This window comes from Streptomyces exfoliatus (assembly GCF_000725545.1).
GTDB classification, from domain to species: Bacteria; Actinomycetota; Actinomycetes; order Streptomycetales; family Streptomycetaceae; genus Streptomyces; species Streptomyces exfoliatus.
Genome location: NZ_JNZP01000019.1, coordinates 93,568 through 115,294, shown reverse-complemented (window position 1 = coordinate 115,294; position 21,727 = coordinate 93,568). Strand labels below are relative to the sequence as shown.

The following is a 21,727-nucleotide window of genomic DNA, read 5'->3' as shown; positions in this document are numbered from 1 at the left end:
GGAATGGCCCGGTGCGAACCGGGCAACCGAAGCAGCATACAACGCCTGCATCGGTGGAACGAAACTACCACGGTCTGGGCGGACGTCGCCCCGGGCCCAGGTCACCGGGGGCCCCCTGCTCGAGCGAAGCCGAGAGCTTGGGGGAGGGACACCCTGCGTCTACCCTGCGGTGAGCTCACCGCCGAAGGAGGACCCCCGTTGTCGCGAGCCCTTCAGCCCTTCGAGGAGCTCGTCGAGCTCGACGCGGAAGCGGTCCGCTCCTGGTGCGCGCGGACGCTGGACGCGCTCGGCCGGGAGCGCGAGGAGATCGACGCGATCAACGTCTATCCCGTGGCGGACGGGGACACCGGCACCAATCTGTACCTGACGGCGGAGGCCGCGCACCGGGCCGTCGAGGCCGTCTTCGCCGTCTGCGAGCCCGACACCGCCGAGACCGTACGGGCCATGGCGCACGGCGCCCTGGTCGGCGCCCGCGGCAACTCCGGAACCATCCTTTCCCAGCTTTTCCGCGGCATGGCGGGCGTCCTCGCCGAGGGCTGTGACGGTGATCACCTCGCCCGCGCCCTCGCCGAGGCCGCGCGGGCGGCACGACAGGCCGTCGCCCACCCCGTGGAGGGCACCATCCTCACGGTGGCGTCCGCCGCGGCCGATGCCTGCGCCGCCGGCGGCGGACTCGTCGAGGTGGCGAGGAAGGCCCACGACGGGGCAGGTACGGCCCTCGCGGCCACCTCGGGCCAGCTCGCCGTCCTCGAACGCGCCGGAGTCGTCGACGCGGGCGGCAGGGGCCTGGTGACCGTCCTCGGCGCCCTCCTGGAGACCGTGACGGGGCAGGCCCCGCCCAGCCCCGTGACGGCCCCCGCGGCACCGGCGCCCCCTGAGGAGCGGTGCCCCACCGAGGACGGGCCCGCCTACGAGGTGATCTACCTCCTGGAGGCGGACGACGCGGCCGTGGAACTGCTGCGGGCCCGGCTCGACGCCCTGGGGGAGTCCCTCGTCGTCGTCGGCGGCGACGGACTGTGGAACGTCCACGTGCACGTCGACGACGCGGGCGCCGCCGTCGAGGCAGGTGTCGAGGCCGGCCGGCCGCACCGCATCCGGATCACCCACTTCGCGTCCGACACGGAGGCCGCCGACGGTCGCGGCGAACGCGCCCAGCGCGCGGTCGTCGCCGTCGTCCCCGGCGAGGGCCTCGCCGGGCTCTGCGCCGAGGCAGGCGCCACCACCGTCCGGACCCACCCCGGCGAACAGCCGACGGGCGACGAACTCGTCGACGCGATCCGCCGGGCGCACGCGCGCGAGGTCGTCCTCCTGCCCAACGACGCCGAGCTGCGCCAGACCGCCGTCGCCGCCGCCGAACGCGTCAGGGCCGAGGGCATCCGCGTCGCCCTCATCCCCACCCGGGCCGCCGTCCAGGGCATCGCCGCCCTCGCCGTCCACGAACCGGACCGGCGCTTCGACGAGGACGTCGTCGCCATGACGGCCGCCGCCGGAGCCACCCGCTACGCCGAACTCGCCGTCGCCGAACGCCAGTCCTTCACCTCGGCCGGGGTGTGCCAGGCCGGTGACGTCCTCGGCCTCATCGAGGGCGACGTCGCCGTCATCGGCGAGGACCTCACCGAGACGGCCCGCACGGTCCTCGACCGGATGCTCTCGGCCGGCGGCGAACTCGTCACCCTCGTCGTCGCCGACGACGCCCCGCCCGAGCTCGCCCCCGACCTGGAACGCCACGTCAGGCGCGGCTACCTGGCCGTCGACACCATCACGTACCACGCGGGCGTGGGGGCCCCACCGCTGCTCATCGGGGTGGAATGACCCCCTGCCGGGGGCCGACCCGAACCCGGTTGTCCACAGCCTGGACGCGACTGTCGGTCCCTTGGTGTGGAATGGAACGCGTGCCCGCGCTCGACGAACCACTCAAGAAGTCCCTCGGCCCCGCCACCGCCAAGGTCATGGCCGAGGCGCTCGACCTGCACACGGTCGGTGACCTGCTCCACCACTACCCCCGCCGGTACGCCGAGCGCGGGGAGCTGACCACCCTCTCCGACCTGCCGCTCGACGAGCACGTCACGGTGGTCGCGCAGGTCGCCGACGCCCGCGTGCTCACCTTCAACGGCTCCAAGGGACGCGGCCAGCGCCTCGAAGTGACCATCACCGACGGCAGCGGGCGTCTGCAGCTGGTCTTCTTCGGCAAGGGCGTGCACAAGCCCCACAAGGACCTGCTGCCCGGCACCCGGGCGATGTTCTCCGGCAAGGTCTCGCTCTTCAACCGGCGCCTCCAGCTCGCCCATCCCGCGTACGAACTCCTCCGCGGCGACGGCGACGAAGCCGCCGACAGCGTCGGAAGCTGGGCCGGGGCCCTCATCCCGATCTACCCGGCCACCACCAAGCTGGAGTCCTGGAAGATCTCGAAGGCCGTCGACGCCGTCCTGCCCGGCGCCGTCGACGCCGTCGACCCGCTCCCCGGGGCGCTGCGCGAGGGCCGCGGCCTCGTCGAGCTGCCCGAAGCCCTCCGGCTGATCCACCGGCCCCGTACCAAGGCGGACGTCGCCACCGCCCGCGACCGTCTCAAGTGGGACGAGGCCTTCGTCCTCCAGGTCGCCCTCGCCCGGCGCAGGCACGCCGACACCCAACTCCCCGCCGTCGCGCGGCGTCCCGTCCCCGGCGGCATCCTCGACGCCTTCGACGCCAAGCTGCCCTTCACCCTCACCGACGGCCAGAAGAAGGTCTCCAAGGAGATCTTCGACGACCTCGCCACCGAGCACCCCATGCACCGCCTCCTCCAGGGCGAGGTCGGCTCGGGAAAGACGATGGTGGCCCTGCGCGCGATGCTCGCCGTCGTCGACTCCGGGGGACAGGCCGCCATGCTCGCCCCCACCGAGGTCCTCGCCCAGCAGCACCACCGCTCGGTCACCGAGATGATGGGCGAGCTCGCCGAGGGCGGCATGCTCGGCGGCGCCGAGCGGGCCACCAAGGTCGTCCTGCTCACCGGCTCCATGGGGGTCCCCGCCCGCCGGCAGGCCCTCCTCGACCTGGTCACCGGAGAGGCGGGCCTCGTCATCGGCACGCACGCGCTCATCGAGGACAAGGTCCAGTTCCACGACCTGGGCCTGGTCGTCGTCGACGAGCAGCACCGCTTCGGCGTCGAGCAGCGCGACGCCCTCAGGGGCAAGGGAAAGCAGCCTCCCCACCTCCTCGTCATGACCGCCACCCCCATTCCGCGCACCGTCGCCATGACCGTCTTCGGCGACCTGGAGACCTCCGTCCTCGACCAGCTGCCCGCCGGACGCTCCCCGATCGCCAGCCACGTCGTCCCCGCCGCCGACAAACCCCACTTCCTCGCCCGCGCGTGGGAACGGGTCCGCGAGGAGGTCGGGAAGGGGCACCAGGCGTACGTGGTCTGCCCGCGCATCGGCGACGAGGAGGACCAGAAGAAGAAGGCCAAGGCGTCCGCCGAGGACGAGGCCGAGAAGCGCCCGCCGCTCGCCGTGCTCGACATCGCCGAGAAGCTCCGCACCGGCCCCCTCGCCGGACTCCGGATCGCCGTCCTGCACGGCCGGATGCACCCCGACGACAAGGACGACGTGATGCGCCGCTTCGCCGCGGGCGAGCTCGACGTCCTCGTCGCCACCACCGTCATCGAGGTCGGTGTCAACGTCCCCAACGCCACCGCCATGGTGATCATGGACGCGGACCGCTTCGGCGTCTCCCAGCTCCACCAGCTGCGCGGCCGCGTCGGCCGGGGCTCCGCCCCCGGCCTCTGCCTCCTCGTCAGCGAGATGCCCGAGGCGAGCCCCGCCCGCCAGCGGCTCAACGCCGTCGCCGGCACCCTCGACGGCTTCGAGCTCTCCCGCATCGACCTCGAACAGCGCCGCGAGGGCGACGTCCTCGGCCAGGCCCAGTCCGGCGTCCGCTCCTCCCTGCGGGTGCTCACCGTCATCGACGACGAGGAGGTCATCACCGCCGCCCGCGAGGAGGCCACCGCCCTCGTCCTCGCCGACCCGGACCTGACCGCCCACCCGGGCCTGCGCACGGCCCTGGACGCCCTCCTCAGCGAGGAGCGGGAGGAATACCTGGAGAAGGGCTGACCCCCACGGCCCGACCGCGGCCATATCCTGAGACGTACGCACTGGACGACGCAGGACGAGGACACCGATGACCCGCGTGATCGCCGGCACCGCCGGCGGGCGCCGCCTGGCCGTGCCGCCCGGCAACGGCACCCGCCCCACCTCCGACCGCGCGCGGGAGGGCCTCTTCTCCACCTGGGAGGCCTTCCACGGCCTGGCCGGGTCGCGCGTCGCCGACCTGTACGCGGGCTCCGGCGCCGTGGGCCTCGAAGCCCTCTCCCGGGGCGCCGCCCACGCCCTGCTCGTCGAGGCGGACCCGCGCGCCGCGAAGACGATCCGGGACAACGTCCGGTCGATCGGCCTGCCAGGTGCCGAACTCCGTACCGGCAAAGCGGAGCAGATCGTGACGGGACCGGCGCCGGCCGACCCGTACGACCTGGTCTTCCTCGACCCGCCGTACGCGGTCACGGACGCGGATCTCCGCGAGATTCTCCTCACACTGCGCTCGGGGGGCTGGCTGAGCGACGATGCCCTCGTCACCGTGGAGCGCAGCACCCGAGGCGGCGAGTTCGGCTGGCCGGCCGGATTCGAGGCCCTACGGTCCCGTCGTTACGGCGAGGGAACGTTTTGGTACGGTCGCGCCGCCTCTACGTGCGAAGACGCACGATGACCGGACCGGAGAGCGAGGGACCCAAGTTGCGCCGCGCCGTCTGTCCGGGGTCATTCGACCCCATCACCAACGGACACCTCGACATCATCGCCCGCGCCTCCAAGCTGTACGACGTCGTACACGTCGCGGTGATGATCAATCAGTCGAAGAAGGGCCTGTTCACGGTCGACGAGCGGATCGAGCTGATCCGCGAGGTGACCGCCGACTTCGGCAACGTCGAGGTGGAGTCCTTCCACGGACTGCTCGTCGACTTCTGCAAGCAGCGGGACATCCCCGCCATCGTCAAGGGACTGCGCGCGGTCAGCGACTTCGACTACGAGCTCCAGATGGCGCAGATGAACAACGGCCTCACGGGCGTGGAGACCCTGTTCGTCCCCACCAACCCGACGTACAGCTTCCTCTCCTCCTCGCTGGTCAAGGAGGTCGCGGCCTGGGGCGGCGACGTCTCCCACCTGGTGCCCCCGACCGTCCTTCCCCGCCTCACCGAGCGCCTGGAGCGAAAGTGACGCGCGGCCATCTCCGCTGACGCTCCGTCACCTGGTGTCGGGCGGGCGTCGACTGCCCTTACAGTCGTCCCGTCCGTCTCCATCCAGCTGTAGAGAGTGGCGAGCACCCGGTGGACGTACAGAAGAAGCTCGACGAGATCGTCGCGACCGTGCAGGGCGCCCGCTCCATGCCCATGTCGGCATCGTGCGTGGTCAACCGGGCCGAGCTGCTCGCCCTGCTCGAAGAGGTGCGGGAAGCCCTGCCGGGCTCCCTCGCCCAGGCCCAGGAGCTGATCGGCGGCCGGGAGCAGCTGGTCGAGCGGGCCCGCCAGGAGGCCGAGCGGATCATCGAGGCCGCCCACGCCGAGCGGGGCTCGATCGTCTCCGACACCCAGGTCGCCCGGGAGTCGCAGGAGGAGGCCGACCGGATCCTCTCCGAGGCCCGCCGCGAGGCCGAGGAGGTCCGCGCGGAGGCCGACGACTACGTCGACTCCAAGCTCGCCAACTTCGAGGTCGTCCTCAACAAGACGATCGGTTCCGTCGACCGGGGCCGCGAGAAGCTCCTCGGGCGCGGCCCGGGGGTCGACCAGGACGGCTACGCCGACCCGGACGCCCCCGAGTACAGCTCCGACCCGCAGACCCTGATCCACCGGGCCGACGAGTACGTCGACGCCAAGCTCGGTGCCTTCGAGGCCGTGCTGAGCAAGACCCTGGAGGCCGTCGGGCGGGGCCGGCAGAAGCTGCACGGCCGGATCGCCAGCGACGCCCTCGGCGAGCACATGGCCGCCCAGGACGGTTTCGACGGCTCCGCGCACACCAGCGACGCCGACTACCTGGCCGGGCTCGCCGAGCTCTCCGACCCCGAGCCCGTCCAGATCCCGGCCCAGCAGCAGTCCCAGCAACCCCAGGGCGATCCGTACGCGGCGTACCAGCAGGTGCAGCAGCAGCCCGACCCGTACGCCGGCTACCAGCAGGTCCAGCAGCAGCCCGACCCCTATGCCGGGTACCAGCAGCCGCAGCAGGCCGATCCGTACGGCTACCAGCAGCAGGACCCGTACGCGTACCAGCAGCCCGTCCAGCAGGCTCCGCAGCAGCAGGGCGCCGCGCTCGACGAGACCAGCTTCTTCGACACCAGCATGATCGACCTGGAACAGCTGCGCCGGTACGAACAGGGACAGTAGGGACGTCAGGGCCCGGATTGGGCCCTGGGCGAAGCGTCCAGTATCCTGGCTCTTCGGTCGCGCGTATGCCCGCGATCCTTGCTGCCCACCCACGTCCGGCAGCCACTCACGATGCGAAACGAATCGAAAGCAGGAAGACCCCTGAGCACGCGCCTCGACCACCGCAACCCCCTCGTGTTCGACACGCACGAGCTGGGGCGGCGTCCTGGTGCCCTCCAGCGGATCTCGCGTTCGGTCGAGGCCCCCGGTTACCTGGGCGTCGAAGGAGTGATCGGAGTGCCCGAGGGCGCTCCGGTGGACATTGATCTCCGTCTTGAGTCGGTCATGGAAGGGGTGCTTGTCACAGGCACCGCCCGTGCATCGGCCGAGGGGGAGTGCGTAAGGTGTCTGGAGCCCGTCGAGCTCGGTCTCGACGTGGACTTCCAGGAGATGTTCTCGTACCCCGAATCCGACGACCGGGGCCGCTCGAAGGCGGCCGCGGACGACGAGGCCGAGGAAGGCGAGGACATGATCCCCCTCGAGGACGGCATGTTCGACCTCGAACCCGTGCTGCGTGATGCGGTGGTGCTCGCACTGCCGATGCAGCCGGTGTGCCGGGAGGACTGTGCGGGTCTGTGCTCCGAGTGTGGAGCCAACCTGAACGAGACCCCGGACCACCACCATGACGCCGTCGACGCTCGTTGGGCGGCACTGCAGGGACTCGCCGGTTCGCTGGGAACCGATGAGAAGGACAACATGAGCGGCAAGGCCTCTGACGGGGACGTCCGAAGCGCCGCCGAGAAGCAGGAGAAGTAGCCGTGGCTGTTCCGAAGCGGAAGATGTCGCGCAGCAACACGCGCCACCGCCGGTCGCAGTGGAAGGCTGCGGTCCCCACCCTGGTTTCGTGTGAGCGTTGCCAGGAGCCGAAGCTGCAGCACATCGCGTGCCCGAGCTGCGGCACCTACAACAAGCGCCAGGTCCTCTCGGTCTGATTGGGCTGGTGAGAGGCGCAATGTCTGAGTCCCGCAAGACGGACGACAAGACGGACCATGCCTCGTCCCACACGCTTCTGGAAGGGCGGCTCGGCTACAAGCTCGAGTCCGCCCTTCTGGTGCGTGCGCTGACCCACCGTTCGTACGCGTACGAGAACGGCGGTCTGCCCACCAACGAGCGTCTCGAGTTCCTCGGGGACTCCGTGCTCGGCCTGGTGGTCACGGACACGCTGTACCGCACCCATCCCGACCTGCCGGAAGGCCAGCTGGCCAAACTGCGGGCCGCGGTGGTCAACTCTCGTGCGCTGGCGGACGTGGGGCGCGAACTCGAACTCGGCTCCTTCATCCGGCTCGGCCGGGGCGAAGAGGGCACGGGCGGCCGGGACAAGGCGTCCATCCTCGCCGACACCCTTGAAGCGGTGATCGGCGCGGTCTATCTCGACCAGGGCCTCGAAGCGGCGTCCGAGCTGGTGCACCGGCTCTTCGACCCGCTCATCGAGAAGTCCTCGAACCTGGGTGCGGGCCTGGACTGGAAGACCAGTCTCCAGGAACTCACCGCGGCCGAGGGTCTGGGTGTGCCGGAATACCTCGTCTCCGAAGAGGGTCCGGACCACGAGAAGACCTTTACTGCTGCCGCCCGCGTCGGTGGTGTCTCGTACGGCACCGGCACCGGCCGCAGCAAGAAGGAAGCGGAACAGCAGGCGGCGGAGTCCGCGTGGCGCGCGATTCGCGCGGCCGCGGACGAACGCGTGGCGGCGGCCGAGGCCGCGGCCGAGGCGGGAACGGGAGAGGTCGCCGACCCCTCTCCGAACGTCCACCCGGCGTCGGCCTGACAGCCGGCACCCACCGCTTCCCGAGAACCCCGTCCCCGGACGGGGTTCTCGTCCTTTCCGATGATTCTTTTCGGGCGATTCCGCGGCGGTAGGGTTGAGCCGCTGTCGACGACGTCCGGAGGAGTCCCCGTGCCCGAGCTGCCCGAGGTCGAGGTCGTACGGCGCGGTCTGGAGCGCTGGATCGCCGGACGGACCGTGACCGAGGTCGAGGTGCTGCACCCCAGGGCCGTACGGCGCCATCCGGCGGGCGGCGCGGACTTCGCCGCCCGGCTGAAGGGGCAGCGGTTCGAGGTGGCGCGGCGACGCGGCAAGTACCTCTGGCTTCCGCTCGCCGACACCGGCACCTCCGTGCTCGGCCACCTCGGCATGAGCGGTCAGCTGCTCGTCCAGCCCGAGGACGCCCCGGACGAGAAGCACCTCAGGATCCGGATGCGCTTCGAGGACTCCGCCGGCACCGAGCTCCGCTTCGTCGACCAGCGCACCTTCGGCGGGCTCTCGCTCCACGCCGAGACCCCGGACGGGCTGCCGGACGTCATCGGGCACATCGCCCGCGACCCCCTGGACCCCGCCTTCGACGACGACGCCTTCCAGAGCGCGCTGCGCCTGCGCCGTACGACCGTGAAGCGGGCACTCCTCGACCAGTCGCTGATCAGCGGCGTCGGCAACATCTACGCCGACGAGGCGCTCTGGCGGTCCCGGCTGCACTACGACCGGCCGACCGGCACCCTGACGCGGCCGCGCTCGGCGGAGCTCCTCGGCCACGTCCGGGACGTGATGAACGCGGCGCTCGCCGTCGGCGGCACCAGCTTCGACAGCCTGTACGTGAACGTCAACGGCGAGTCCGGCTACTTCGACCGCTCGCTCGACGCGTACGGGCGCGAGGACGAACCGTGCCGCCGCTGCGGCACGCCGATGCGGCGACGGGCCTGGATGAACCGCTCCAGCTACTTCTGCCCGCGCTGCCAGCGTCCACCGCGCGCGACGGCCTGAGTCATGTCCTTCGGACCCTGACGGTCGTCAGGCGGTGACCGGGGCCGCCCGGTGCGCGTCGTAACTCTCCCGGGCCGCCTCGACCTCGGGCATCCGCCCCTCCACCAGCTCGATCAGCCCGATCAGCCGCTCCGCGATCTCGCGGCCGAGCGGAGTGAGCCGGTAGTCGACCCGCGGCGGGTTGGTCGGCTGCGCCTCGCGGTGGACGAGGCCGTCACGCTCCAGGGCGTGCAGGGTCTGCGACAGCATCTTCTCGCTCACGCCGTCGATCCGTCGCCGCAGCTCGTTGAAGCGGAACGTCCCGTCGTACAGCGCGCCCAGGGTCAGGCTTCCCCAGCGCCCCGTCACGTGCTCCAGCGTTCCGCGCGAGGGGCAGGCCCGGGCGAACACGTCGTAGGCGAGGTCGTCAGTCATACCCATCAGCGTACTCGCGTACAGCGCTCACCGCGAGGAGACGCTACCCAGGAGCTTGCGCTATCTAAAAGTTAGTGCTCTACTTCTGGTGATCGCCCGCAGACCTGTTCGAGGAGCCCTTTGTGACCACCCCCGTCGTCTCCATCGCCTACCACTCCGGCTACGGCCACACCGCCGTCCTGGCCGAGGCCGTCCGCGACGGCGCCGCGGACGCGGGTGCCACCGTCCACCTCATCAAGGTCGACGGCATCACCGAGGCCGAGTGGGAGCTGCTCGACGCCTCCGACGCGATCGTCTTCGGCTCGCCGACGTACATGGGCACCGCCTCCGGCGCCTTCCACCAGTTCGCCGAGGCCTCCTCGAAGCGCTGGTTCGCGGACGCCTGGCTCGACAAGCTCGCCGCCGGCTTCACCAACTCCGGCTCCAAGAGCGGCGACAAGCTGCACACCCTGCAGTTCTTCCAGACCCTCGCGGGACAGCACGGCATGACCTGGATCAACCTCGGCCTCAAGCCCGGCTGGAACACCAGCGACTCCTCCGAGAACGACCTCAACCGCCTCGGCTTCTTCTCCGGCGCCGGCGCCCAGACCCCCAGCGATCTGGGTCCCGAGGGCGTCCACAAGGCGGACATCGCCACGGCCGAGCACCTCGGCCGCCGCGTCGCCACGACCGCCCGCACCTTCGCGGCGGGCCGCGCGGCCGCCTGACGCACCCGTAACAGGCGCGCCCGTACGACGTAAGGGCCCCGTCACCGGAGGGTGACGGGGCCCTTACGCGTGCGTGCCGGACGGGTCAGTAGCCGAAGTCCTGGGTCCACCAAGGGCCGCCGTCGGCGAAGTGGACGCCGACGCCCAGGGTCGTGAAGTCGCAGTTCAGGATGTTGGCGCGGTGGCCGTCGCTGTTCATCCACGACTTCATCACGGCCGCCGCGTCCGCCTGGCCGCGGGCGATGTTCTCGCCGCCCAGGCCCGAGACGCCGGCCTGTTCGGCGCGCTCCCACGGGGTGGCCCCGTCCGGGTCCGTGTGGTCGAAGAAGCCGCGGGCCGCCATGTCCGAGCTGAACGCCCCGGCCAGGGCCGCGAGCTCGGGGTCCGCCGTCACCGGCGAGCAGCCCACCTGGGCGCGCTCGACGTTGACCAGGCGGAGGACCTCCGCCTCTGCGGCCTCGCCGCGGTCGGCGGTGGAGGGGGCGGCGGTCTTCTCCACCGGGGCCTCGGTCGTCGGGGCCGGCTTCGGCGCGGGGGGCTGGGTGGAGGGCGCGACGGTGACCTTCGGCTTCGGCTTCGGGGTCGCGGTCGGCGCGGGCTTGGTCACCGGGGGCTTCGTCGGGGTGGCCTTCGGGGTCACCTTCGGAGTCGGCTTCGTGGACGGGGTGGCCGACGGCGCGGCCGCCTTGCCGCCGTCCGTACCCGTGCTCGATCCCGTACGCGTGCCGGTGGGGCCCGAGTCGGCGGTCGGGGTCTGGGAGGCCCCGCCCTGCGTCATCAGCTCGGGTGCCTGCCGGGACTGGCTCGGACGCTCGCTCGTGCCGACGCTGCCCACGGTGAAGGTGTCCCCGCCCGGCAGCAGGCCGGAGGCGACGGCGACGGCGCCCATCGCGACCGCCGCGGAGGCGCCGAGCAGGCCGGTGCGGACGGGCGTGCCGCGCCGCTTGCGGCGGGCACCCCGGTGCGGGCCGTCCGTACCGGCCGCGTAGTCTTCCGCGGCGGGTGCGGCTCCGGCGCGACGGTGGCGTCCCATCTGCTCTGCCTTCCTCTGCTGGTCCTGCGTGGCCGGCCGGTCTTTGCGGACCGGTGTTTGCTGATCTTTGCTGTCGAGACCGTTTCGGGCCGCCGGTCGAACAGTGCGGGCCCGAACGGGTGAGGCGTGTTCGGTCGGGACTGTAGTCCATGGACGGCCGGGGCGATGTGCTCATCTGGCAATCCGCCCGTTAGCGTGCAGTCATGAACGACGACGTACGGATGACCGCCTGGGTGCGCGGCCGGGTACAGGGAGTGGGCTTCCGCTGGTTCACCAGGGCAAACGCACTGGAGATCGGCGGCCTCGTGGGCTTCGCCCTGAACCTCGACGACGGCCGGGTGCAGGTGGTGGCCGAAGGGGCGCGTGAGAATTGCCACCGCCTGCTCGCCTGGCTCCACTCCGCCGACACACCCGGGCGCGTGGACGGAGTCACTGAGATCTGGGCCACCCCGCGCGGCGGCTACGACGGCTTCGCCATCCGCTGAGGGGACCGCGCCGGACCCCCGGTCCGGTGACCGAGAGGGGCCTCGAACGGACGCGCGGTAACAGCCGGGCGAAGGGGAAACCTCCTGGTGGTTGCCAAGAAGCGCGCGTCGTGGAAGGCTGCCGGGTAAGGATGATCGCGACGCCCTGAGGCACCGAGTCTGCGAGGCCCCGCCGCCCACTGAGCGGCTGTGGACTCCTCGGTCGCCCCTTCAAACGGGGCGTGATCGTGTTGACCGTCAAACTTTTTGGTGAGACTCTGGAAGCCCCGCGCACCTTAGCTGTTTGGCAGTTGGAACCGGCACCACAAGCAGTACTGCCGAGCACCGCGGGTGCGAATCCCTCACGACCCAACCGCTTCGGTCGGTCACTCATTGTGGAGGACCATCCATCATGGCAAAGGCGCTTCTCGGTTACGTCGGCGGCTCCGACCCGCGACTCCTCGCCGAGATGCGACGGCTACAGCAGCGCGTCCAGGACCTTGAATCCGAGCTGGTACGGATCCAGTCCGAGAACGACTCGCTTGCCGCTGCCGCCGCTCATCACCAGGGAGAGTCGCTGCTGAACAGCATCGACCTCGACGTACCCCAGGCGGAGCCTGCGCTCACCTGACAACCCAGCCCCCCGGGGCCAGGTGGGAAACACTCGTCGGCACAGCCGGCGGTGACATTCAAGGGGCGCTTCGGCGTCCCTTCTTTCTTTCACCCGCCGTTTCCCCGGCGTACCCCCCTTCTCATCCGAGGATCTGCCCTGCACGTTCGCGGGTGAAACGCACGAGCCCCGGTAGAGTCGCCTGGGTGCACCTCAAGGCCCTGACACTCCGCGGATTCAAGTCGTTCGCCTCGGCCACCACCCTGCGGTTCGAGCCGGGAATCACCTGTGTCGTGGGCCCCAACGGCTCGGGCAAGTCCAATGTCGTGGACGCCCTGTCCTGGGTGATGGGCGAGCAGGGCGCCAAGTCGCTGCGCGGCGGCAAGATGGAGGACGTCATCTTCGCCGGCACGACCGGGCGCCCGCCGCTCGGCCGTGCCGAGGTCTCCCTCACGATCGACAACTCCGACGGCGCGCTGCCCATCGACTACGCCGAGGTCACCCTCACCCGGATCATGTTCCGCGGCGGCAGCAGCGAGTACCAGATCAACGGCGACACCTGCCGGCTGCTCGACTTCCAGGACCTGCTCTCCGACTCCGGCATCGGACGCGAGATGCACGTCATCGTCGGGCAGGGACAGCTCGACTCGGTGCTGCACGCCGACCCGATGGGCCGCCGCGCCTTCATCGAGGAGGCCGCCGGCGTCCTCAAGCACCGCAAGCGCAAGGAGAAGGCGCTGCGGAAGCTGGACGCGATGCGGGCCAACCTCGCGCGCGTGCAGGACCTCACCGACGAGCTGCGCCGCCGGCTCAAGCCCCTCGGCCGGCAGGCCGCCGTCGCCCGCAGGGCCGTCGTCATCCAGGCCGACCTGCGCGACGCACGGCTCCGCCTCCTCGCCGACGACCTCGTCCACCTCCAACGGGCCCTCACCGCCGAGGTCGCCGACGAGGCGGCCCTGCTCGCCCGCAAGGAGGCCACCGAGAACGAGCTCCGCGCCGCGCTCGCCCGCGAGGCCGAGCTCGAAGCGGAGGCCCGCGCCCTCGTGCCCCGTCTGGAGCGCGCCCAGCAGAACTGGTACGCCCTCTCCCAGCTCGCCGAACGCGTCCGCGGCACCGTCTCCCTCGCCGACGCGCGCGTGAAGAGCGCCACCGCGGCGCCCGCCGAGGACCGCCGGGGCCGCGACCCGGAGGACCTGGAGCGGGAGGCGGCCCGCGTCCGCGAGCAGGAGGCGGAGCTGGAAGCCGCCCTCGAGGCGGCCGAGCGCGCCCTGGAGGACACCGTCGCCCACCGCGCCGAGCTCGAACAGGCGCTGGCGGCCGAGGAGCGCCGCCTCAAGGACGTCGCCCGCGCGCTCGCCGACCGGCGCGAGGGCCTGGCCCGTCTCCACGGCCAGGTCAACGCCGCCCGCTCGCGCGCCGCCTCGGCCCAGGCCGAGATCGACCGGCTGGCCGCCGCCCGCGACGAGGCGGGGGAGCGGGCGGTCACCGCCCAGGAGGAGTACGAGCGGCTCCAGGCGGAGGTCGAGGGACTCGACGCCGCGGACACCGAGCACGGTGAGCGGTACGAGGCCGCCCGCCGTGAACTGGCCGAGGCCGAGGCCGGGCTGAGCGCCGCCCGCGAGGCAGTGGGGGCGGCCGAACGCCGCCGCGCCGCGACCCGGGCCCGGCACGAGACCCTCGCCCTCGGGCTGCGCCGCAAGGACGGCACCGGCGCCCTGCTCACCTCGGGACTCGGCGGACTCCTCGGCCCGGCGGCCGAGCTCCTCACCGTCACCCCGGGGTACGAGGTCCCCGTCGCCGCGGCCCTCGGCGCCGCCGCCGACGCGGTGGCCGCCACCGGGCCCTCCGCCGCCGCGGAAGCCCTTCGCCTGCTGCGCAAGCAGGACGCGGGCCGCGCGTCCCTGCTGCTGACCGAGGCCACGGAACCGGATCCCCTGCCGGCGGTCGCGGGCCATCCGTACGCCGCCGACCTCGTCCGGGGGCCCGCCGAGCTCATGGGCGCCGTCCGCCGCCTGCTCGCCGGGGTCGTGGTGGTCGGCGATCTGGACGAAGCCGAGGAACTGGTCAGGAGCCGGCCCGCGTTGACCGCCGTCACCGCCGAAGGCGACCTGCTCGGCGCGCACTTCGCGCGCGGAGGCTCCGCGGGGGCGCCGAGCCTCCTCGAAGTCCAGGCCGCGGTGGCCGAGGCCGCCGCCGAGCTGGACGAACTGAGGTTCCGCTGCGAGGAGTTGGCGACGGCTCAGCGGGAGGCCGACGAGCGTCGCCGTACCGCCGCCGCGCTCGTCGAGGAACTCGACACCCGCCGCCGTACCGCCGAACGCGAGAAGTCCGCCGTCGCCAAGGAGCTCGGGCGCCTCGCCGGCCAGGCCAGGGCGGCGGCGGGGGAGGCCGAGCGGACCGCGGCCGCCGCCGCCCGCGCCCAGGAGGCCCTGGAGCGGGCGAACGCCGAGGCGGAGGAGCTGGCCGAACGGCTCCTGGTGGCCCAGGAGGCCGCCGCCTTCGGGGACGGCACGGACGGCGGCGACGAGGAGCCCGACACCGCCACCCGTGACCGGCTCGCCGTCGACGGTTCCCACGCGCGCCAGACCGAGATGGAGGCGCGGCTCCAGGTCCGTACCCACGAGGAGCGGGTCAAGGCGCTCGCGGGGCGGGCCGACTCCCTCGACCGGGCCGCCCGCGCCGAACGGGAGGCGCGCGCGCGTGCCGAGCAGCGCCGGGCCCGGCTGCGCCACGAGGAGCGGGTCGCGGGCGCGGTCGCCGCCGGCGCCCGGGGCCTCCTCGCCCATGTCGAGGTCTCGCTCGTCCGCGCCGAACGGGAGCGGGCGGCGGCCCAGGCGGCACGCGCCGACCGGGAGGAGGGCCTGACGGCCGCCAGGACCCGGGGCCGTGACCTCAAGGCGGACCTCGACAAGCTGACCGACTCCGTCCACCGGGGCGAGGTGCTCGGCGCGGAGAAGCGGCTGCGGATCGAGCAGCTGGAGGCGAAGGCCCTGGAGGAGTTCGGTGTGGAGGCGACCGACCTGGTCGCCGAGTACGGCCCGGACCAGCCCGTGCCGCCGTCGCCTGCCGTCGAGGGCGGGAGCACCGAGGGCGGGAGCACCGAGGGTGCGGAGCCGTCGGAGGCGGAGGAGCCGCGCCCGTTCGTCCGTTCGGAGCAGGAGAAGCGGCTGAAGGCCGCCGAACGGGCGTACCACCAGCTCGGCAAGGTCAACCCGCTGGCCCTGGAGGAGTTCGCGGCCCTGGAGGAGCGGCACCGGTTCCTCTCGGAGCAGCTGGAGGACCTGAAGAAGACCCGGACCGACCTGCTTCAGGTCGTGAAGGAGGTGGACCTGCGGGTCGAGCAGGTCTTCACCGAGGCGTACCGGGACACGGCCCGTGAGTTCGAGGGCGTCTTCTCACGGCTCTTCCCGGGCGGCGAGGGCCGGCTGATCCTCACGGACCCGGAGAACATGCTCACCACGGGCGTCGACGTGGAGGCCCGCCCGCCGGGCAAGAAGGTCAAGCGGCTCTCGCTGCTCTCGGGCGGCGAGCGCTCGCTCACCGCCGTGGCGCTGCTCGTCTCCATCTTCAAGGCGCGGCCCAGCCCCTTCTACGTGATGGACGAGGTCGAGGCGGCGCTCGACGACACCAACCTCCAGCGGCTGATCCGGATCATGCAGGAGCTCCAGGAGTCCTCGCAGCTGATCGTGATCACCCACCAGAAGCGGACGATGGAGGTCGCGGACGCGCTGTACGGGGTGTCCATGCAGGGTGACGGCGTCTCGAAGGTCATCAGCCAGCGGCTGCGCTGAGGGTTCGGTCGAAGGCCCATCTGTTCAAGTCTTGAACTCACAGCCTTATCTTGTGCTCGTAAAGTCACACGACATCGACTATTGACTTCGAAACTTGAAGGCATAGGGTCTGCAACGTTGCTTTTACCTTCACGTGGTGGGCGGCGTGATGTTGTGCGCCACTGGAAGGGCTTTCCCCCCACCGAGGAGTCCATGTGACCAACACCGCGCAGGCGCCCACGCCGCCGCCATCCGAAGGCCGAGCCGCCCACCCGGATCACCTCGGCCACGTCATCTTCATCACGGCGTCCGCCGCGATGGGCGGTTTCCTCTTCGGATACGACAGCTCCGTGATCAACGGCGCCGTCGAGGCGATCCGCGACCGCTACGACATCGGCTCCGGCACCCTCGCCCAGGTCATCGCCGTGGCCCTGATCGGCTGTGCCATCGGCGCCGCCACCGCCGGCCGGATCGCCGACCGCATCGGCCGCATCCGCTGCATGCAGATCTCCGCGGTGCTCTTCGCCATCAGCGCCGTGGGCTCGGCGCTGCCGTTCGCCCTCTGGGACCTGGCCCTCTGGCGGGTCGTCGGCGGCTTCGCCATCGGCATGGCGTCCGTGATCGGCCCCGCCTACATCGCCGAGGTCGCCCCCGCCGCCTACCGCGGCCGGCTCGGCTCCTTCCAGCAGGCCGCGATCGTCATCGGCATCGCCATCTCCCAGCTGGTCAACTACGGCATCCTCCAGCTCGCCGACGGCGACCAGCGCGGCGAGATCGGCGGACTCGAAGCCTGGCAGTGGATGCTCGGCGTGATGGTCGTCCCCGCGCTCCTCTACGGCATGCTCTCCTTCGCCATCCCGGAGTCGCCCCGCTTCCTCATCTCCGTCGGGAAGACCGACCGGGCCAAGGAGGTGCTGGCCGAGGTCGAGGGCCACGACGTCGACCTCGACCTCCGCGTCGCCGAGATCGACCGGGCCATGCGCAGCGAGCACAAGTCCACCTTCAAGGACCTGCTCGTCGCCGGCGGCCGCTTCAAGCTGCTGCCCATCGTCTGGGTCGGCATCGGACTCTCGGTCTTCCAGCAGCTCGTCGGCATCAACGTCGCGTTCTACTACTCCGCGACCCTCTGGCAGTCCGTCGGCATCGACCCGTCGAGCTCGTTCTTCTACTCGTTCACCACGTCGATCATCAACATCATCGGCACCGTGATCGCGATGGTCCTGGTCGACCGGGTCGGCCGCAAGCCGCTCGCCCTCGTCGGCTCCATCGGCATGGCGATCGCCCTCGCCTTCGAGGCCTGGGCCTTCTCCGCCGACCTCGTCGACGGCAAGCTGCCCGAGACCCAGGGCGTGGTGGCCCTCGTCGCCGCCCACGTCTTCGTGCTCTTCTTCGCCCTCTCGTGGGGCGTGGTGGTCTGGGTCTTCCTCGGCGAGATGTTCCCCAACCGGATCCGCGCCGCCGCACTGGGCGTCGCCGCCTCCGCGCAGTGGATCGCCAACTGGGCCATCACCGCCAGCTTCCCGTCCCTCGCGGACTGGAACCTCTCCGGCACCTACGTCATCTACACGGTCTTCGCCGTGCTCTCGATCCCCTTCGTGCTCAGGTACGTCAAGGAGACCAAGGGCAAGGCGTTGGAGGAGATGGGCTAATCCCCGCTGCCCCTCTCCTCACGACGACTGCCCCGGCCCGAGGCCTCACGCCTCGAACCGGGGCAGTACGCCGTCCCCGGCCGGCTCTACGCCTTCAGCCGGGGCAGTACGTCGTCGCAGAACAGCCGCACGCTCCGCCACCCCTCCTCCAGCGGCATTCCGCCGCACAGCGGATGCAGCACCATGCTCTCCAGGCCGAGGCCCGCGCACTCCTCCGGAGTGACGACCCGGTACACGCCCTCCGCCCGCAGCTCCGCCACCGTCGTCGCCGTGGACCGCACCGCCGAGCGGATGTCCTTCGACTGCCAGGAGGCGTACGTCCGCGCCTCGTGCAGGAAGTGCTCCCCGTTCTCCGCCCAGGTCCGGTCCGGGTCCTCCGACACGTGCAGCAGCGGGGTCTCCTCCGCCGGCATCATCGTCCAGCCGTCGGTCCCGTACTCCGCGCACCGCTCCCGGTAGTACGTCTCCAGGTCCGGCAGATGCGCGCTGGGGAAGAACGGCAGCCCCAGCCGGGCCGCCCGCCGCGCCGCGGCCCGTGAGGAACCGCCGACGAGCAGCAGCGGATGCGGCCGGGTGAAGGGGCGCGGGGTGACCCGTACCGTACGGCCCTGGTACGTGAACGGTTCCCCGGTCCAGGCCGTCAGCAGGGTCTCCAGGAGCAGGTCCTGGAGCTTGCCGCGCCGGCCCCAGTCGACGCCGCGCTCCTCGTACTCCTCCGGCCGGTAGCCGATCCCCGCGACCGTCACCAGACGGCCCCCGCTCAGCAGGTCGAGGACCGCGATGTCCTCGGCGAGCCGCAGCGGATCGTGCAGTGGTCCGATGATCGCCGAGACCGTGACGGCGATCCTGCGCGTCGCCCCGAAGACCGCGCCCGCGAAGGCGAAGGGGGAGGGCAGCCAGTTGTTCTCGACCCCGTGGTGCTCCTCGGTCTGCACGGTGTCGACCCCGTGCTCGTCGGCGTACGCGGCCATGGCGAGGGCCGCCCGGTAGCGCTCCGAGAGGGACTCCGGGGTCGCGCGGGGATCGACGAGGTTGAACCGGACGACTGTGAAGGGCATGGGAAGTCCCCCTCCGCGGGTGGATGACTGCGAAGGGGGACGTTATCTGACGTTGCGTCAGATGGAAACGGTCTCGCGGACCTCGACCCGGTCCGCGGGAGCCCTCTCCGGCGTACGGGGCAGCACGGCGTACAGCGCGCCCGCCACCACGATCGTCGCCGCCCAGCCCAGTCCGTTCTCGCCGATCCAGGAGGAGGCCAGCGGACCGGCGAACCAGTCGACCTTCGTGAACAGCAGGCCCACGACGAGGGCCACCGCCCACGCCGTCATCGCCTGCCAGGCGAACCCGCCCCGGTACCAGTACGCGCTGGTCCTGGTGGTGTCCATCAGCGCCACCGCGTCGTACGTCCGGCGCCGCAGCATGTCCACGCCGAAGACACCGATCCATGCCGAGAACGCCACCGCGAGCAGCGTCAGGAAGGAGATGAACGAGCCGATGAAGCTGGTCGCCACCACCATCAGCAGGAAGCCGAAGACCAGGCTGATCACCGCGTTCACGCTGACCGCGGCCGCCCGCGACACCTTGATGCCCAGGGTCTGCGCCGTGAACCCGGCCGAGTACATCGACATCGAGTTGATCAGCAGCATCCCGAGCAGGGCGATCACCAGGTACGGCACGGAGATCCACATCGGCAGCAGCTCACCGATGAACGAGACCGGGTCCTGCGCCGAGGCCAGGTCGGGCGTCGACACCGCCATCACCGCGCCCATCAGGACCATCGGCAGGACGACGATCCCGGCGCCGCCGACCGTCGAGCCGACCATCGCCTTGGAGGAGGCCGTACGGGGCAGATAGCGGGTGAAGTCCGGACCCGACGGGACCCAGCTGATGCCGCCGGCCGCGATCGTGCCGATGCCGGCGATCATCATCGCCGTCGAACCGGCCGGCTTGTCGAAGACCGCCGACCAGTCGGTGTTCGCCACGAGGTAGACCAGGACGAGCACCGAGAAGGCGCCGAAGAGGTACGTGGACCACTTGCTGCACACCCGCAGCGCGTTGATGCCGAGCCCGGAGACCAGGAACGTGCAGGTGACGAAGAGCAGCAGCGTCACCACGATGAGGAGCGTGTTCGACTTCACGCCGAAGAGCAGGTCGAGGACCGTCAGCACCGCGTAGGCGCCGGTCACCGCGTTGATCGTCTCCCAGCCCCACCTGGCCACCCAGATCAGCGCACCGGGAAAAAGGTTTCCGCGCTGCCCGAACACGGCCCGCGACAGCGCCATCCCCGGCGCCCCGCCCCGCTTGCCCGCGATCGAGATCACACCGACGATCCCGTACGACAGGACCGGCGCGGCCACCGCCACGGCCAGGACCTGCCAGAAGTTCAGGCCGTTGAAGACGATGAGACCCGCGCCCATCGTGAGCAGCAGCACACTGATGTTCGCGGCGACCCAGGTGGGGAACAGCTCCCGGACCCGACCGGTCCGCTCGCTGTCGGGGACGGGTTCGAGACCGCGGGTCTCCATGGCGCCGTCGTGCGTCGCGCCTGCGGCTTCGGAGGCGTCGTGGGGCATGGGGGTACTCCGTACAGAGGTGGGGGGACCCACCCAGAGTACGTGCTCCGTCTCCGGCCCCTTCTTGGCCGATACTGATGAGGTTATGGAACTCATCCTTGCTGTAGTCATCGCTCTGGTCGTCGCGGTCGCCGTGACGAGCGGGCTCGTGATCAGCGGCCGCAAGAAGAAGCAGCTGCCGCCGGCCGAGCCGCCGTCCACCACGCCGACCATCACCGCTCCGCCCGCCGAACCGCACGTCGGCGAGGAGGCGGAGACACCGCGGGAGGAACCACGCCGCACGGTCGAGGAGGTCACCCTCCCCGCCGATGAGGCCGTCGGGACGCCGGTCGCCGTCGAGGACCCCGTCGTCGCCGAGCCCGCCGCCCCCGAGATCGAGATCCCGGAGCCCACCGCCGGCCGTCTCGTCCGCCTCCGGGCCCGGCTCGCCCGCTCCCAGAACTCGCTCGGCAAGGGGCTGCTGACGCTCCTGTCCCGCGAGCACCTCGACGAGGACACCTGGGAGGAGATCGAGGAGACCCTCCTCACCGCCGACGTCGGCGTCGCCCCCACCCAGGAGCTCGTCGAGCGGCTGCGCGAGCGGGTCAGGGTCCTCGGCACCCGTACCCCGGAGGAGCTGCGCGGTCTGCTCCGCGAGGAGCTGGTCACGCTCCTCGACCCCGAGCTCGACCGCACGGTGCACACCGAGAGCCCCACGGACGTCCCCGGCGTCGTCATGGTCGTCGGCGTCAACGGCACCGGCAAGACCACCACCACCGGCAAGCTGGCCCGCGTCCTCGTCGCCGACGGCAAGTCCGTCGTCCTCGGCGCCGCCGACACCTTCCGGGCCGCCGCCGCCGACCAGCTCCAGACCTGGGGCGAGCGCGTCGGCGCCCGGACCGTCCGCGGCCCGGAGGGCGGAGACCCGGCCTCGATCGCCTTCGACGCGGTCAAGGAGGGCATCGCGGAGGGCGCCGACGTCGTCCTCATCGACACCGCGGGACGGCTCCACACCAAGACCGGCCTCATGGACGAGCTCGGCAAGGTCAAGCGCGTCGTCGAGAAGCACGGCCCGCTGGACGAGATCCTGCTCGTCCTCGACGCCACCACCGGCCAGAACGGTCTGACCCAGGCCCGCGTCTTCGCCGAGGTCGTCGACATCACCGGCATCGTGCTCACCAAGCTCGACGGCACCGCCAAGGGCGGCATCGTCATCGCGGTCCAGCGCGAGCTGGGCGTCCCGGTCAAGCTGATCGGCCTGGGCGAGGGCCCGGACGACCTGGCTCCCTTCGAGCCGGGCGCGTTCGTCGACGCCCTGATCGGCGACTGACCGC

Annotated in this window: 19 protein-coding genes; 15 read left to right on the top strand and 4 right to left on the bottom strand. The window is 71.5% G+C overall.

Annotation, left to right across the window (positions count from 1 at the left end; translation table 11 throughout):
- The first annotated feature begins 198 nt into the window (after positions 1-198).
- From IO20_RS0123625 to mutM, 9 genes are all read left to right on the top strand, one after another.
- Positions 199-1,812: a DAK2 domain-containing protein gene (locus tag IO20_RS0123625; RefSeq protein ID WP_030551076.1), complete on the top strand. Its 1,614-nt coding sequence runs from the start codon at positions 199-201 to the stop codon at positions 1,810-1,812.
- 71 nt (positions 1,813-1,883) lie between these two features.
- A complete protein-coding gene (gene recG, locus IO20_RS0123620) occupies positions 1,884-4,085 on the top strand; it encodes an ATP-dependent DNA helicase RecG (protein WP_030551074.1) in 2,202 nt (733 codons plus the stop codon).
- Between the two features lie 67 nt (positions 4,086-4,152).
- Positions 4,153-4,734: a 16S rRNA (guanine(966)-N(2))-methyltransferase RsmD gene (gene rsmD / locus IO20_RS0123615; RefSeq protein ID WP_030551072.1), complete on the top strand. Its 582-nt coding sequence runs from the start codon at positions 4,153-4,155 to the stop codon at positions 4,732-4,734.
- A gap of 26 nt (positions 4,735-4,760) precedes the next feature.
- Entirely contained in the window at positions 4,761-5,240 is a 480-nt protein-coding gene (gene coaD, locus IO20_RS0123610; RefSeq protein WP_211270411.1) for a pantetheine-phosphate adenylyltransferase, read from the top strand.
- Between the two features lie 110 nt (positions 5,241-5,350).
- Positions 5,351-6,400, top strand: coding sequence for a F0F1 ATP synthase subunit B (locus tag IO20_RS0123605; RefSeq protein ID WP_030551071.1), 1,050 nt, complete (start codon positions 5,351-5,353; stop codon positions 6,398-6,400).
- Positions 6,401-6,511: 111 nt separating this feature from the next.
- On the top strand, positions 6,512-7,195 hold the full coding sequence (locus IO20_RS0123600) for a YceD family protein (protein ID WP_031127630.1): 684 nt from the start codon (positions 6,512-6,514) through the stop codon (positions 7,193-7,195).
- A gap of 2 nt (positions 7,196-7,197) precedes the next feature.
- Positions 7,198-7,371: a 50S ribosomal protein L32 gene (gene rpmF, locus IO20_RS0123595; protein ID WP_015036448.1), complete on the top strand. Its 174-nt coding sequence runs from the start codon at positions 7,198-7,200 to the stop codon at positions 7,369-7,371.
- A 20-nt stretch (positions 7,372-7,391) separates the two neighbouring features.
- The gene (rnc, locus tag IO20_RS0123590) at positions 7,392-8,204 is read left to right on the top strand and encodes a ribonuclease III (RefSeq protein WP_030551067.1); all 813 of its coding nucleotides are present in this window, start codon (positions 7,392-7,394) and stop codon (positions 8,202-8,204) included.
- 129 nt (positions 8,205-8,333) lie between these two features.
- Positions 8,334-9,194 (top strand): bifunctional DNA-formamidopyrimidine glycosylase/DNA-(apurinic or apyrimidinic site) lyase, encoded by an 861-nt coding sequence (mutM, locus tag IO20_RS0123585; protein WP_030551065.1) that lies wholly within the window; start codon positions 8,334-8,336, stop codon positions 9,192-9,194.
- A 27-nt stretch (positions 9,195-9,221) separates the two neighbouring features.
- On the opposite strand, the gene IO20_RS0123580 is transcribed toward mutM, so the two are convergent.
- Positions 9,222-9,608 carry a winged helix-turn-helix transcriptional regulator gene (locus IO20_RS0123580; RefSeq protein WP_425423742.1) on the bottom strand — a complete coding sequence of 129 codons (387 nt, stop codon included), beginning with the start codon at positions 9,606-9,608 and terminating at the stop codon, positions 9,222-9,224.
- Between the two features lie 122 nt (positions 9,609-9,730).
- On the opposite strand from IO20_RS0123580, the gene IO20_RS0123575 reads away from it, so the two are divergent.
- A complete protein-coding gene (locus IO20_RS0123575) occupies positions 9,731-10,315 on the top strand; it encodes a flavodoxin family protein (protein ID WP_030551061.1) in 585 nt (194 codons plus the stop codon).
- Positions 10,316-10,400: 85 nt separating this feature from the next.
- Here the strand turns inward: IO20_RS0123575 and IO20_RS0123570 are convergent, their stop codons facing one another.
- On the bottom strand, positions 10,401-11,348 hold the full coding sequence (locus tag IO20_RS0123570) for a CAP domain-containing protein (RefSeq protein ID WP_030551059.1): 948 nt from the start codon (positions 11,346-11,348) through the stop codon (positions 10,401-10,403).
- 203 nt (positions 11,349-11,551) lie between these two features.
- On the opposite strand from IO20_RS0123570, the gene IO20_RS0123565 reads away from it, so the two are divergent.
- From IO20_RS0123565 to IO20_RS0123550, 4 genes are all read left to right on the top strand, one after another.
- Complete coding sequence (locus IO20_RS0123565; protein WP_030206330.1) at positions 11,552-11,833, top strand: acylphosphatase; 282 nt, start codon at positions 11,552-11,554, stop codon at positions 11,831-11,833.
- 391 nt (positions 11,834-12,224) lie between these two features.
- Positions 12,225-12,443, top strand: coding sequence for a hypothetical protein (locus tag IO20_RS0123560; protein ID WP_030206333.1), 219 nt, complete (start codon positions 12,225-12,227; stop codon positions 12,441-12,443).
- 185 nt (positions 12,444-12,628) lie between these two features.
- The gene (gene smc, locus IO20_RS0123555; protein WP_030551057.1) at positions 12,629-16,213 is read left to right on the top strand and encodes a chromosome segregation protein SMC; all 3,585 of its coding nucleotides are present in this window, start codon (positions 12,629-12,631) and stop codon (positions 16,211-16,213) included.
- Positions 16,214-16,407: 194 nt separating this feature from the next.
- Positions 16,408-17,841 (top strand): sugar porter family MFS transporter, encoded by a 1,434-nt coding sequence (locus IO20_RS0123550; RefSeq protein ID WP_030551055.1) that lies wholly within the window; start codon positions 16,408-16,410, stop codon positions 17,839-17,841.
- Between the two features lie 86 nt (positions 17,842-17,927).
- Here the strand turns inward: IO20_RS0123550 and IO20_RS0123545 are convergent, their stop codons facing one another.
- Together IO20_RS0123545 and IO20_RS0123540 are read right to left on the bottom strand one after the other, a co-directional pair.
- Positions 17,928-18,899 (bottom strand): LLM class flavin-dependent oxidoreductase, encoded by a 972-nt coding sequence (locus IO20_RS0123545; protein ID WP_030551053.1) that lies wholly within the window; start codon positions 18,897-18,899, stop codon positions 17,928-17,930.
- Between the two features lie 57 nt (positions 18,900-18,956).
- Complete coding sequence (locus tag IO20_RS0123540; RefSeq protein WP_030551051.1) at positions 18,957-20,414, bottom strand: cytosine permease; 1,458 nt, start codon at positions 20,412-20,414, stop codon at positions 18,957-18,959.
- A gap of 85 nt (positions 20,415-20,499) precedes the next feature.
- On the opposite strand from IO20_RS0123540, the gene ftsY reads away from it, so the two are divergent.
- Positions 20,500-21,723 (top strand): signal recognition particle-docking protein FtsY, encoded by a 1,224-nt coding sequence (gene ftsY / locus IO20_RS0123535; protein WP_030551049.1) that lies wholly within the window; start codon positions 20,500-20,502, stop codon positions 21,721-21,723.
- The last annotated feature ends 4 nt before the right edge of the window (positions 21,724-21,727 follow it).